The organism is Massilia sp. BGA-UO-ETr-WB1 (assembly GCF_059567845.1).
Window position 1 is genome coordinate 924,107 of the sequence record NZ_JCAQOT010000027.1, and the last position, 13,038, is coordinate 937,144.

Sequence of the window (13,038 nt, forward strand, 5' to 3'; positions counted from 1 at the left end):
GGCTCGATTGCCGCTGTGGGTACGAGAATTTGGTCGGTTAATGGCCCATTTCAAGCCCATCCACAGAACTGAAGCGTCGCAAAGTATTGGCGAAGCCAAGGGCTCACCCTTGGCTCGATTGCCGCTGCTCCCGCTGGCGCAGCAGCAAATACACGGCCGGCACCACGAACATCGACAGCAGCGGCGCCGTGATCATCCCGCCGACCATCGGCGCGGCGATCCGCTGCATCACCTCGGAACCCGTGCCGGCGCCTATCATTACCGGGATCAGGCCGGCGATGATGACGGCCACCGTCATGGCCTTGGGCCGGACGCGCAGCACCGCGCCCTCGCGGATGGCGTCCAGCAGATCCGTTTCGGTGCCCTTCCCCGCCTCCAGCCGCGCCTGCCAGGCGTGCTTCAGATACAGCAGCATGATGACGCCGAACTCGGCCGACACGCCGGCGAGCGCAATGAAGCCCACGCCGCTGGCCACCGACAGGTGGTGTCCCAGCAGCCACAATAGCCAAACGCCGCCGGCCAGCGCGAACGGCAGCGTGGCCATGATCAGCAGCGCCTCATCGAAACGCTTGAAGGTCATGTACAGCAGGACGAAGATGATCAGCAGCGTGGCCGGCACCACGACCTTCAGCTTGGCGCTGGCGCGCTCCAGGTACTCGAACTGGCCTGACCAAGACACCGAGTAGCCCGCAGGCAGCACGACCTCCTTGGCGACGACCTGCTGCATCTCACGCACCGCCGAACTCAGGTCGCGGTCGCGGATATCGACATACACCCAGCCCGACAGCCGCGCATTTTCGCTCTTGAGCATGGGAGGCCCGTCCTGGATGCGGATCGTGGCGACATCGCCCAGCCGGATCTGCGCGCCACGCTCGGTCTGCACCGGCAGCTCGCGCAGCTTTTCCACCGAATCACGCACCTCGCGCGGGTAACGCACGTTGATCGGGAAGCGCTGCAGACCCTCGACCGTTTCGCCGATGTTGTCCCCGCCGATGGCGCTGGACACGACGCTCTGCACGTCGGCCACGTTCAGGCCATAGCGGGCCGCCGCCTGGCGGTCGATCTGCACGTCGATGTAGCGCCCGCCATTGAGGCGCTCCGCCAGCGCGGACGACACGCCCGAAACTTTCTTGACGGCGCGTTCGATCTCGCCGGTGACCCGGTCGATCTCCTTCAGGCTGCTGCCCGCCACTTTCACACCCACCGGGCTCTTGATCCCGGTCGCCAGCATGTCGATGCGGTTGCGGATCGGCGGCACCCAGATATTGGACAGGCCGGGCACCTTGACGACGCGGTCCAGCTCTTCGACCAGATTGTCGGGCGTCATGCCGGGGCGCCATTGGTCGCGCGGCTTGAACTGGATCGTGGTTTCGAACATTTCCAGCGGCGCCGGATCGGTCGCCGATTCCGCCCGCCCGGCTTTCCCGAACACGCTCTGCACTTCCGGCACGGTCTTGATCAGCCGGTCGGTCTGCTGCAGCAGCTGGGCCACTTTGCCGGCGCCGATGCCGGGCAGCGCCGATGGCATGTAGAGCAGATCGCCTTCATCGAGCGGCGGCATGAACTCGCCGCCCAGGCGCGACGCCGGCCAGGCGGTGGCCAGCGCTACGACGGCGGCCGCCACCAGGGTGGACTTCGGATGGCGCAACACTATTTCCAGCAGCGGCCGGTACAGCGCTATCAGCGCCCGGTTGAGCGGATTGCGGTGTTCCTCGGGTATGCGGCCGCGTATCAAGTAGCCCATCAGCACCGGGATCAGCGTCACCGCCAGGCCGGCGGCGGCCGCCATCGCGTAGGTCTTGGTGAAGGCGAGCGGCGCGAACAGCCGGCCCTCCTGTGCTTCCAGCGTAAAGACAGGGATGAAGGACAGCACGATGATGAGCAGCGAGAAGAACAGCGCCGGCCCCACCTCTGCGGCGGCGTCACCGATCACCCGCCAGTGCTCCTCGCCTTCCAGCTTGCGCTCAGGGTGCGCATGGTTCCAGGCCTCGATGTGCTTGTGGGCGTTCTCGATCATCACCACCGCCGCGTCGACCATCGCGCCAACCGCGATCGCTATGCCGCCCAGCGACATGATGTTCGCATTCACGCCCTGGTAATGCATGACGATGTAGGCCGCGAGGATACCCAGTGGCAGCGACACGATCGCCACCAGCGCCGAGCGGATGTGGAACAGGAAAATGGCGCACACCACCGCCACCACGATGAATTCCTCGATCAGCTTGTGCTGCAGGTTGTCCACCGCGCGCCGGATCAGGTGCGAGCGGTCATATACCGGCACAACCTCCACGCCGGCGGGCAGGCTGGGCTTGAGCACTTCCAGCTTGGCCTTGACGGCCGCGATGGTTTCCAGGGCGTTCTTCCCCGACCGCATCACGATCACGCCGCCAGCCACTTCGCCCTCGCCGTTGAGTTCTGCAATGCCCCGCCGCATCTCCGGTCCGAGCTGGATGTTCGCCACATCGCCCAGGCGCACCGGCACGCCGGCGTCGCTCGCCGTCAGCGGGATCTGGCGGAAGTCGTCCAGCGACTGCAGATAGCCGGATGAGCGCACCATGTACTCGGCTTCGCCCAGTTCCAGCACCGACCCGCCGCTCTCCTGGTTGGCCCGCTGCACCGCCTCGATCACCTTCCCGTGCGGAATGCGGTAGGCGCGCAGCTGGTCCGGGTTCAACACGATCTGGTATTGGCGTACCATGCCGCCCACGCTGGCCACCTCGGAGACATTGGCCACCGCCTTCAGCTCGTACTTGAGGAACCAGTCCTGCAGGGCGCGCAGCTGCGACAAGTCCATCTTACCGGTGCGGTCCACCAGCGCATACTCATAGATCCAGCCGACGCCGGTGGCGTCCGGTCCCAGCGCGGGCTTGGCCTGCGCCGGCAGCCGCGCCTGCACCTGGTTCAGGTATTCCAGCACGCGCGAGCGGGCCCAGTATGGATCGGTGCCGTCTTCGAACAGCACATAGACGAAGGAATCGCCAAAGAAGGAATAGCCGCGCACCGTCTTCGCACCCGGCACCGACAGCATGGTGGTGGTCAGCGGATAGGTCACCTGGTTCTCGACGATCTGCGGCGCCTGGCCCGGGTAGCTGGTGCGGATGATCACCTGGACATCGGACAAGTCGGGAATCGCATCGACCGGGGTGCGCAGCAGCGACCAGACGCCCCAACCGGTCAGCATCACCGTGGCCAGCAGCACGAGGAAACGGTTGGCGATCGACCAGCGGATCAGCCGGGCGATCATTTCTTGACCTCCGGAGCCGGCGTCGCGCGGGGCGCCGCGCTGGTGGGCGACATAGCGGAGATCTGGAAGCCCCCGCCGCTTCCCTGCACGAAGTCGAACGTCACAGTGTCGCCGGCGGCAACGTTGCGCGGCAGGCCGGTAGCGGGCAGGTCGAAGTCCATCGTCATCGGTCCCCAGTCCAGTGACGCGACTGGGCCGTGGGAAATGGTGACCTTGCCGCCCGCAATGCGCTCAACTTTGCCTTCCGCGCGATGCGCCGGGGCAGGCCCGGCTTTTGGCGCCGCGCCGGGGGCGTCGGCCATGTGGCTGGCCGCGCCTTTCAGGCTTGCTTCCGAATCGATCAGGAACTGGCCGGAGACCACCACCTTCTGTCCCAGCTGCAGCCCCTTGCGGATCTCGATCATGCCGTTCGCCGCGCCGCCCGTGTCGACGTCGATGGCCAGGAACTTGCCACCGGGCTGCGCCATCATGACCACGCTGCGCGTGCCGGTGCGGATCACCGCTTCGGCCGGCACCTGCAGCACGTCGGCGCCAGCCGCAGCCGCGAACTTCAGTGTCGCGAACATACCCGGCACCAGCTGCCCCGCTGGATTGGCCAGCTCGATGCGCGCCTTGAGCGTGCGGGTAGCGGCATCGACCTGGGGCAGCACCGCGCCGACTTTGCCCCTGAACACCGAGCCCGGCAGCGCCGGCGTACTGGCTTCCACCGCGACGCCCGGCCGTATTTGCGCGGCCGCCGCCTCCGGGATGTCTGCCAGCACCCACACCGTCGCCACGCCATTGATGCGAAACAGCGGCGCGCCAGGCGCCACGGCCATGCCTTCACGCGCCCCCAGTTCGGCGACCACGCCGCTGGCGGGCGCAGTGACCGTCGTGCGGGCGTGGACTTTGCCCGTCGTTTCCACCTGTTTCACTTGCGCGTCCGACATGCCGGCCAGGCGCATGCGCTGGCGTGCGGCGTCGGCCAGGCCTGCCATACCCTCGCTCTGCATCCGCTTCGCCGCCAAAAACTCCTCTTGCGTGGCAATCCAGTCCGGAACGTAAAGTTCAAGCAGCGGCTGGCCCTGGCGCACCGGGTCGAGCGGCGCGCGGACGTATTGGCGTTCGATGTAGCCGGCGCTGCGCGCCTGCACCAGGTGCACATCGCGATCGTTGTAGGCGATGCTGCCTACCGCGAGCAGCTCGGAAGCCAGTTTGCCTTGCGTGACCTCAGCCGTGCGCACGCCCAGGCTCTGCTGCATGCGGGGGCTGACCGCCACGCCGGCGTCGCTGTTGCCGTCCTCCCCGTACACGGGGACCAGTTGCATGTCCATGAATGGCGACTTGCCGGGCTTGTCGAACTTTTGAGTCGGATACATCGGGTCGTGCCAGTACAACGGCTTCTTTTCGGCCGCACCGGGCGCTTGGCTTGGAGCGGAGGACGCCGGATCGGCCGCGGCGCCATGGTGCATGCCGAGACGGTATAGGCCATAGCCGCCCGCTGATACGAGGATTGCGCCGGAGACCGCCGCTACGATGATGCGTTGGCGATTCATTTGGCCTCCTGAGTCGAATTGCCTGCGCCCGACGGGAACAGGTAGTTGAGTTGCGCCCAAAGCCGGGCCGTCTGTGCCTGCAATTGCAGGGCCTGCAAGCCCGCATCGGTTTCTGCGCGCCGCGCGGCCAGCAAGTCCGCCAGTGTCGCCTTGCCCCCGCGATAAGCGGCAAGTGTGGCTTCTGTGCGCTGCCGGGCAAAAGGCAGCAGTTCCTCCGCATAGCGTTGGCGGCGCTCGCGGCCGCTTTCCCATTCTGTGAGCATGGTGCGCACTTCGGCCAGGTGGCCACGCTGGGTTTCCTCGCGTTCCGCCTTCGCCGCCTCGGCCAGCGCCAGTTTGGCGCCTAGCTCCCTGTCCTGGCGCTTGGCCCGGTCCCACTGGAGCGGCACGGAAACGCCGACCGACACCATGTTCGAGTAGCCGGAACCGCGCTGCTGGAACGCGACTTCCACATTCCAGTCGGGCTTTCTGTTCGCTTCCGCCAGGCTGGCCTCAGCCCTGGCGATCCGCTCCTGCTGGTTGAGCACCGCGATGTCGGGATGATGGGGCAGCACCGTTTCGAGTGATGCGGGATCGATCCGCACCGAGTCCATGGCGGGCGGCTCGGCAAGCGGATCGCCGGATTCCGCACCAGTCCAGCGCGCCAGTACAAGTGCCGCGCTGCGGCTGCGCTGTGCAGCCTCGCTCGCGCGATCCTGGACTGCTGCCAAGAGACCGCGCGCGGTGGCGATGTCCGCGAGACTGCCGCGCCCACCACGGTAGGCGGCCTCTGCGGCCTCGACTTCGTTGCGGGCCAGTGTCGCCTGCTCGCCGACCAGTCTTTCCATTTTGCGGGCGAAGTGGCATTCAAGCCAAGCCAGTGCGGTGTCGCGCTCGATCCTGGCAATTGCGGCGCCCCTTGCCACCAGCGCCTTGCCCGCCTCCTCGCCATACAGCTCGGCGCGGCGCCGGCGCTTGTCGGCGCTGGTCAACTCCTGGGAAATGCCAATGCGCCGCATCGTCATGAAGTCGGCGCCTAAACTGAAACGGTCGCCGCCGCTGACCGGCAAGTTGTCTATCCCAGCTTTTAGGACGGGATCGGGCAGCTGGCCGGCTGCCACCGCCATCTGGCGCGCGGCATCGGCTGAAAGATCAAGGGCGGCCAGCTGGCGTGTGCGCTGCAGGGCAAGCTGCTGCGCCTGGGGCAGCGTCAGCGGCGTGCCGGCGGAACAGATGGAAGCGGCCAGCGAGAAGACGGCGGCGACGAGGTAGCCGATTTGGCGACGGCGTGGCGCCGCCGGTGCGCGCGTAGGCGCCGGTATCGAAACAATTGCGGACATGGGAACTCCAGAATGCAAAATGAAACAGCACGCCCTGCATGGGGCGCGATGAACTCAGCAGTCTGGGAGGTCAAATACGGAAACAGCAGTGGCGTATCGCCAAGGGCGGCGCGGTCGAGCGCGCGAGAAGCGCGGAACTGACACGCGCGGGAGGTGCAGAATCGATGGAAACACGAACGGAGATCACGGCCACCAAGCCGGTGGCGATGAATGCGCCGATATGGGGTGCCGCCGGCGCGTCGAGCGATTGATGGCCGCTGGCGCAATGCGCCTGGCACAAGCCCGGCTTGCCCGTATCCATCTCGGTGCAGCCCGGCATGGCATCTTGCATAACCTTGGCGGCCATCGCCTCCATCACCAGGTCCGGACACGCGTACGCTGCCACAGCGAGCTGGGTGAACAGCAAGCTGAGCGCAGTGATAAGCGCTGCAAGGACGCGTTGGATGCGGGCACGGGGTGGCTTCATATTTTCGGATCATAGCATGACTGCGAACGTCCATCCCTGTCAAACCAAAGGCTTGCGATTTCGGACGCATGACAGTTTTGCTTCACTGGACGGTGCACGCACTGCTATCATTGCGTTATCATCATCACAATATTTACTACCACGATGCTAGTGATCCGGGACGCCCAGATCGAGGAACTCCGCCAAGCCTCCTTGGCCGCCTTGCGCGCCCGTTTGCGCCGCCAGTTGCGCGCCGATGCTGGCGTCTCGCCGCCGGGCGAGCATCGGATTGACGCCCTGATCGAACGCACCTTTGCCGACGCGCGCCGCTTCGGTTTGTCACGGGAATCCGATCTGCTGCGCTTTGCAACGATACTCGGCGTCTTTTGCGGACCGGATGTCAGCCGGCCACTGCCGGTGCAGGCTCTGCAAATCCTGTTGAACTATGGCGCGGACCCCGCATTGAAACTCGATCGCTTTGACAGTTGGACCCTTGGCGCTCCGTGCGAACTGGAACTGTAACCATGCCGGCACCAGACCAGCCCTTCGATTCCGTCGTGCAGCCTTGTCAGGACGCGGCGCAGCCCAAGCCCCGACACTGGATCGAAATCGAATTGCTGGGTGAAGACGACAAAGGGATACCCTACGAGCCCTTCCTGGTCTGCCTGCCCGACGGCCAGGAAATCCAGGGGTATCTGGACAGCGCCGGCCTTGCCCGCTTGGACGGCATTGCCAGCGCAGGCAACTGCCGGATCAGCTTTCCGGATCGCGACAAGAACACCTGGCACCCGCTGGATGCGCCGCCAAGCCCGTAACGGCAGCCCGGCAACCGGACTTTTGACAACAACGCGAATGCCGTGGAGGCTCTTCGATGACTCGGTTTCTCCTGAAACGCAAACCATCTGAACGAGATACGCCCTGGCCGGAACCGACCGGTTCCGAGACGATTCTTACCCAGCGCCCGGCGCCGCCCAAACTGGCCAGCAAGGAAGAAGAAAAGGAAGCATCGAGCAGCAAAGCCAGCACGCGGAAAGTGCACGAGTGCCATGCGTTTCTGGGCGCCTTTCAACGCGAGCGATCAGAGACCGTCAGTTCCCACGGAACAAGTCGCTATGTCATCATCGGCCGAGGGCCCGCCGCGATGACAAATTTGGCGACGTTGCGGGCCATGCGAAACTCGCCGCGGCTGGCTGGCAGGGAGATTGTCGTTGTGGGGCAGGACGATCCCTGGAACCGCTATGTCGACCATGACATGAACCAGGAGGTCGAGTTGCTGACCCTGCCGGGATTCCAGCATCAGCCTGTCCTGCCAGGTCCGGGCGCAGCCCCCCGCTGGCTAAGTTCCAAGACGTTTGCGCTCACCAATAGCGCTGAATTAGAAAGTGCCGCCGCTGCGGACCAGGAGTCATGGCCGCCTGTTACGCAGATCTCGGCCGGCGTGGTGAAAATAGATCTCGTTTCGGAGGAACCGGAGGTATATCAAATTGAATTCGACGGCGGCCACCCTCCTCTGCTGGCGAGCCATGTCGATGTCTGCACCGGCACCGGCCAGCAGACCTACGTGGAGGCCAGCGGAGACTACGGCGTAGAAATGTGCGCGGCGTTGTGGGAGGAATACTTTACCCCGCCTCACCCGGAGACAAATCCTCACCCCAGAATCTGTTCCGCCGAGATGTTTGTGGTTGGACAGAGCCAGGTCATCCCTGGCGCATCGGTCCTGGTCGCGCCCGCCAGCAGCCCCGCAGGGCTGCAAGCGGGCGAGCATGCCCTGAGCCTGGACCGGGGGGATGGCGGCGCGGCCGCAGAAGTCTTGCTGATCGCTTCGCGAACGATGAACGAAGGCTTCCTTCCCATCGGCAGGCTGGACCATTTGGCCAGAACCGTCGATATGGCGCTGCCCGTACGGCTTCATCACCCCATTGGTGACAAGCTCTATCCGACGGATGAAAGGATGTGGTTTGGCGAATACTATCGAGTAAAACGTATCGAAGTATTTACAGAGTTTCACCGCAGGCTTTTTTCGCACAGCGATGACGCCGAAATCTCCCAGGCCGCAGTAGGCAGCAAGCTGCTGGTCACTTTCAGAGTTGTGGGTGGCCGCGGCAATCAGGCTGGTTCCACCGTGCGTTTGGTCCAGGGTACGCCTATCGATAAGGAAGTAGATCCATCCCTGGTATCGGAAAAGCTGCTCGTGGGGCTCTTTGACCAGGTCGTTATCTCAACAGGACGGGCGCGAGGCGGCGCACGAGTGCCTTCCGAAGAACCCGGTTCTGCGATGCAGCTGGTCTGGAGTCTCAAGGATTCCCTGCAACAGATAACAGTCCCGGGTTATGACTTCGCGGTCGGCTTGCAAAGCCCAAGCGGCCAGTTGCGGATACTGGGCGCGGCGGGCCTCAACAATCCGATCTACAAGTTAAATGCCCGTAACCTGAAGGCCTTCGAGGATTCGCTGCCGTGGCAGGCGCGCGTAAACGGCGAAGGGATCACCCTGGCAGCGGTGACTATCGCCATCGCAAACGGGTATTTCTGCTCCGAGTCCGGCAAGCGCAACGGTTGCGTGAATACGGCCACCAGGGATGAATTGAAAGGCTATTTTGGCGATCAGTTTGGCGAGCAAATTTTTTGGGCGCGGCATAGCCGAGTCCGCCCTTTCCAGTCCGTGCAGGAGCTATTCCGGGTGCTGATGTACGAATCGAATCTGGAGGATCTAAACAGGCTGGGACTGATAGAACTGTTGAACAATTATGAGAAACTGCTCGATCCGGACAGACTGCAGAAATTCTATGCACATCCACGATTATGGCCAGGCTACGCGAAGATCGTCAAATCCAAGAAGTTCTGGGAGGGCGGTCGGCGCAAGATGCCGATGACCTATCGGGTTCCGAAAAGATATGCTGCGAAATAGGATTATGAATGAATAAACTGCTTGCCGACGTTATCGCGGCCCCGGATCAGGACGGTCCCCGGCTCGCTTATGCCGCAGCAATCGCGGCAGACGATCCAAACCGCAGCCGTTTCATCGAACTGCAGTTGCAGATCGCCGCTGCCGAGCGCGCCGCGCGCGGGCAGTCCTCGCCCGAGAGCCGATACGCAGCAGACGATTTGCTGAAAGCGCATGGCGGCGCCTGGGCGGCGGGGTTTAGCCCGCCATGCTCGGAGCTCCATTATGATCGCGGCTTTGTCGAGCATGTCCGCCTGTCGATGCACGACTTTCTGGTGCATGGCGCGGCACTGCTGCAGCTGGCGCCGATACGCCACCTCGACTTGAGCTTTTCGCCTGGCGTTGCCGAACAGCTGTTCGCCTCGCCCTTGCTCTTGGGAGTGCGGTCGCTGAATCTGGATCGCTGCCAGCTGGGCGATCAGGAAATGCGTTGGCTGGCGGCGTCGCCCTATCTGGGCGAGCTTGAATGGCTGGAGCTGTTGCGCAACAACGTCGGCATGCCGGGCGCGCGATCGCTAGCCGATGCGAAAACGCTTCCCAGGCTGCGCTATGTCGGATTCTTTGGCAATGCGGCCGATCCGACCGAGGAATTGTTTTTCGACCAGGGGATCGTCATCGGCGGCGAACTGCCAGAGCAAGGAAAAGTTCTGGAAGCCGAGTTCGGAAGAATCCCGTGGTTGCATCCCGAAGCGGCAACCAGCTGGGATGTGCCTCCGCCACGCTATTGAGGAATGGCGGGGAACGCCGACACGTCCTCGTTCATGTCGCGCAGGCGCTGCCTGGTCGCAGCGTCGACTTCGCCCGTCGGCGCCAGTGAAAACCGGCGTTGAAACGCTTCGATGGCCAGGCTGGTCGCTTCGGAAGGCAGTCCATCGGTCGGGCACTGAAAGCCCAGATTCGCCAGCCGCTTCTGCACTCCGCTCAGTTCCTCCACCGGGTCCAGCGTGCCGAACTTGATGTCCAGCTCCAGCGGCGTACTCTTGCCATCGTCGATCGACAGCCGCCCCTGCACCGAGCGCGGAGGGACATATGCGGTGACCACGCCCATGTCGTCCGTCGTTCCGTCCCGCTTTGCCGAAAATCCTGGGCCACGCACGGTCAGCTTGTACGCCTGGCGGCGGCGCGGGGCCTCATTGTCAAAGAGCTGGATGCTGAAAAGATGCGGCACCTCCTTCAAGCGGAACCGATGGCGTTTGCCGGTGGCCCCTTCCACGCTGCCGACCTCCTTGTCCGGAATGGCGAGCGCATCGCCCGGCATCAGAATGGCCTTGTCCGGCCGCTTGGCGCGCAAGGCTTCGTTGTCCGGGTGCATCCATAGCGTCTCGACCAGCAGGCCGTTCTCGTAGGCGATGTTGGCAAGGTTGTCTCCATCTTGAATCGAGTAGACACGCGGCATCGGCTTGCACTCCCATTATTTTCAGTACCTCCCGCCATTGTGCTTTACAAAACCGAGCTTGTGCAAAAAATAAGTATTTCCGGGCCGCCGCTCGAGAAAAAGTAAACGCGCTAGGGAATGATGTCGCCGTCCGCCGCGTGCACGCGCGGCGTCTGCCCGCGCAGCACCGAGTTGCCGTTGTAGAGCGTGCGCTGGTCGATAGCCGCCGGCGTTTGCCAGTGCTCGGCGCGCATCTCGCCGTTCAGGCCATACACCGCAAGCGCGTTGGAGTACACCACCTGGTGGATGGCCTCGGCGGGTATGCCGCGGCTGGCCATCAGGCGCGCCGATTTGGGTACCGCCAGCGGATCGGACACGCCCCAGTCGCAGGCCGAATCGACGATCAAGCGCTCCGGCCCATAACGCGCCACGATCTCGGCGAGCCGCTCGTTGCCCATCTTGGTGTACGGATAAATGGTGAAGGCGCACCAGTAGCCGCGCTCCAGCACCGCCTCCACGGTCTCCTCGTTGTTATGGTCGATCACGCAGCGCGCCGGATCGAAGCCGCATTCCTCCAGCACGTCCATGGTGCGCAGCGTGCCCTGCTTCTTGTCGCGATGCGGCGTGTGGATCATGATGGGCAGCTCGAACTCCTTGGCCAGTTCAATCTGCGCGCGGAAGGCTTTATCTTCCAGCGGAGTCTGTTCGTCATAGCCGATTTCGCCCAGCGCCACCACGCCCTCCTTGCCCAGATAGCGCGGCAGCACATCGAGCACGGCTTCGGCCAGCGCCGGGTTGTTGGCTTCCTTGGGATTGAGGCCGATCGAACAATAATGGCGGATGCCGAACTGGCCGGCGCGGAAGCGCTCGAAGCCAGTGATGGTCGAAAAGTAATCGATGAAGCTGCCGACGTTAGTGCGCAGCTGACCGAGCCAAAACGCCGGTTCGATCACGGCGACGATGCCGGCGCGCGCCATGGCTTCGTAGTCGTCGGTGGTGCGCGCGATCATGTGGGCGTGCGGATCGATCAGCATGCCGCTGCCGCCGGCGGGGAACAGGCGCGCCTGCGATTTCGCCAGGCCGAGCTGCTCGGCTTCGGCCATGATGCGCTCTATCATGGCCGGCGTGAGCGTGCCGCCGCAGCAGGGACATGCCACCGAGCGGTCCGCAAACATCTCGTCGATGACGGAGCCGTCGTAGTGCTGGCCGCCGTTGGTGCTGATCGTCATGGGCTTCTCCTGTTTGAGTGATCTTGATGGACGGGCCGCATACTCAAGCCTGCCATGGGCTGAGCGCCGCCCAGCTCACGGTGGCGGCGCGTTGGTAAAGGTTTTGACGCAGGCATTCGCCGCGCAGCGTCGCGGCGCCGAGGCCGGAATGTGACGCAGCGTCGCCGGGCGGCAGGCTAAGCGCCACCGCCAACCGGCTCGCATCGTGGCCGCGTGCCAGCACCCGCGCCAGAGCCTCGCATCCTGCGTCATCGGCGTGCGGCGCGACGCAGCGCCACAGTTCCGGGCTGACCTCGCGGCCGGCGGCCCAACGCTCGTGCGCCAGATCGACCAGCATGCCGGCCAGCGCCGGATTGGCGCGCCGCTCCAGTCCCTGCACGGGCCACAAAGGCGATTCGAGAAAGAAGGTCTTCACCACCATCTGGTTCCAGGCGGCGGTGTCGAAATACATGGCCGGGTAAGGGTTGCGATGCACGATGGCTTCGAACACCGGCCGCATGGACGAACGTACCGCTTCCCTTGCCCGCGGCTCCAGCGCGGCGCCTGCCGGATACAGCGCGAAGCCGCGATACAACGCCACCAGTTCGTAGATCTCGGCGGTGTCGGCCAGCCTGTCGAGCAGGTGCGCGAACGCGGTGTCGTCGCCACGGTAGCAGGCCAGCACGAAGGCCACGCGCGCGGCCTGGTCGACGCTCCAGTTGGATGGATCGAAGCCGCTGACGATGGCGCGCGCCGCCGTCAGTTCCGACGCGTCCAGCGCCAGGTCGTCCTTGCTCAACTTGCGCGGCGCCCAGCCCAAGGCCTTGGCCAGCTGGGATTCGCTGCCGTGCGACTGGATGGCCGCCAGCTGGTCGCGGAACCACAGCAGCCCGGCGGCCGGCAGGCGCTGTGCCAGCCAGCCGTCCAGCAAGCCGATGCGGTTCCTGGTGTCGTCATGTTCCGCCATGATG

General features: G+C 64.4%; 11 protein-coding genes. 4 read left to right on the forward strand and 7 right to left on the reverse strand.

Features of this window, described 5'->3' with window-relative positions; all coding sequences use genetic code 11:
- Positions 1–103: 103 nt before the first annotated feature.
- From AC56DV_RS30895 to AC56DV_RS30910, 4 genes are all read right to left on the reverse strand, one after another.
- Positions 104–3,244 carry an efflux RND transporter permease subunit gene (locus AC56DV_RS30895; RefSeq protein ID WP_496318021.1) on the reverse strand — a complete coding sequence of 1,047 codons (3,141 nt, stop codon included), beginning with the start codon at positions 3,242–3,244 and terminating at the stop codon, positions 104–106.
- Positions 3,241–4,779, reverse strand: a complete 1,539-nt coding sequence (locus AC56DV_RS30900; RefSeq protein ID WP_496318022.1) for an efflux RND transporter periplasmic adaptor subunit — start codon at positions 4,777–4,779, stop codon at positions 3,241–3,243. Before AC56DV_RS30900 ends, AC56DV_RS30895 begins: the two co-directional genes overlap by 4 nt.
- Positions 4,776–6,098 (reverse strand): TolC family protein, encoded by a 1,323-nt coding sequence (locus AC56DV_RS30905; protein ID WP_496318023.1) that lies wholly within the window; start codon positions 6,096–6,098, stop codon positions 4,776–4,778. The genes AC56DV_RS30900 and AC56DV_RS30905 overlap by 4 nt, the downstream gene beginning before the upstream one ends.
- A gap of 70 nt (positions 6,099–6,168) precedes the next feature.
- Positions 6,169–6,564 carry a hypothetical protein gene (locus AC56DV_RS30910; protein ID WP_496318024.1) on the reverse strand — a complete coding sequence of 132 codons (396 nt, stop codon included), beginning with the start codon at positions 6,562–6,564 and terminating at the stop codon, positions 6,169–6,171.
- Between the two features lie 150 nt (positions 6,565–6,714).
- Here AC56DV_RS30910 and AC56DV_RS30915 point away from each other — a divergent pair, with 150 nt between their 5' ends.
- The 4 genes from AC56DV_RS30915 to AC56DV_RS30930 are packed head-to-tail and all read left to right on the forward strand — an operon-like array spanning position 6,715 to position 10,212.
- Positions 6,715–7,065, forward strand: a complete 351-nt coding sequence (locus AC56DV_RS30915) for a hypothetical protein (protein ID WP_496318025.1) — start codon at positions 6,715–6,717, stop codon at positions 7,063–7,065.
- A gap of 2 nt (positions 7,066–7,067) precedes the next feature.
- A complete protein-coding gene (locus AC56DV_RS30920) occupies positions 7,068–7,358 on the forward strand; it encodes a hypothetical protein (RefSeq protein ID WP_496318026.1) in 291 nt (96 codons plus the stop codon).
- Between the two features lie 56 nt (positions 7,359–7,414).
- On the forward strand, positions 7,415–9,448 hold the full coding sequence (locus AC56DV_RS30925; RefSeq protein ID WP_496318027.1) for a hypothetical protein: 2,034 nt from the start codon (positions 7,415–7,417) through the stop codon (positions 9,446–9,448).
- Between the two features lie 8 nt (positions 9,449–9,456).
- Complete coding sequence (locus AC56DV_RS30930; RefSeq protein ID WP_496318028.1) at positions 9,457–10,212, forward strand: hypothetical protein; 756 nt, start codon at positions 9,457–9,459, stop codon at positions 10,210–10,212.
- Here AC56DV_RS30930 and AC56DV_RS30935 read toward each other — a convergent pair.
- From AC56DV_RS30935 to AC56DV_RS30945, 3 genes are all read right to left on the reverse strand, one after another.
- Positions 10,206–10,880, reverse strand: a complete 675-nt coding sequence (locus AC56DV_RS30935) for a peptidoglycan-binding domain-containing protein (RefSeq protein ID WP_496318029.1) — start codon at positions 10,878–10,880, stop codon at positions 10,206–10,208. The genes AC56DV_RS30930 and AC56DV_RS30935 overlap by 7 nt on opposite strands.
- 110 nt (positions 10,881–10,990) lie before the next feature.
- On the reverse strand, positions 10,991–12,088 hold the full coding sequence (locus AC56DV_RS30940) for a TatD family hydrolase (protein ID WP_496318030.1): 1,098 nt from the start codon (positions 12,086–12,088) through the stop codon (positions 10,991–10,993).
- A 43-nt stretch (positions 12,089–12,131) separates the two neighbouring features.
- Positions 12,132–13,034, reverse strand: a complete 903-nt coding sequence (locus AC56DV_RS30945; protein WP_496318031.1) for an EboA domain-containing protein — start codon at positions 13,032–13,034, stop codon at positions 12,132–12,134.
- Positions 13,035–13,038 lie beyond the last annotated feature (4 nt).

Bases quoted from the DNA above. Each gene is read 5' to 3' on its own strand.
- AC56DV_RS30895 (WP_496318021.1), bottom strand. From the start codon at position 3,244: ATGATCGCCCGGCTGATCCGCTGGTCGATCGCCAACCGTTTCCTCGTG.
- AC56DV_RS30900 (WP_496318022.1), bottom strand. From the start codon at position 4,779: ATGAATCGCCAACGCATCATCGTAGCGGCGGTCTCCGGCGCAATCCTC.
- AC56DV_RS30905 (WP_496318023.1), bottom strand. From the start codon at position 6,098: ATGTCCGCAATTGTTTCGATACCGGCGCCTACGCGCGCACCGGCGGCG.
- AC56DV_RS30910 (WP_496318024.1), bottom strand. From the start codon at position 6,564: ATGAAGCCACCCCGTGCCCGCATCCAACGCGTCCTTGCAGCGCTTATC.
- AC56DV_RS30920 (WP_496318026.1), top strand. From the start codon at position 7,068: ATGCCGGCACCAGACCAGCCCTTCGATTCCGTCGTGCAGCCTTGTCAG.
- AC56DV_RS30925 (WP_496318027.1), top strand. From the start codon at position 7,415: ATGACTCGGTTTCTCCTGAAACGCAAACCATCTGAACGAGATACGCCC.
- AC56DV_RS30930 (WP_496318028.1), top strand. From the start codon at position 9,457: ATGAATAAACTGCTTGCCGACGTTATCGCGGCCCCGGATCAGGACGGT.
- AC56DV_RS30935 (WP_496318029.1), bottom strand. From the start codon at position 10,880: ATGCCGCGTGTCTACTCGATTCAAGATGGAGACAACCTTGCCAACATC.
- AC56DV_RS30940 (WP_496318030.1), bottom strand. From the start codon at position 12,088: ATGACGATCAGCACCAACGGCGGCCAGCACTACGACGGCTCCGTCATC.
- AC56DV_RS30945 (WP_496318031.1), bottom strand. From the start codon at position 13,034: ATGGCGGAACATGACGACACCAGGAACCGCATCGGCTTGCTGGACGGC.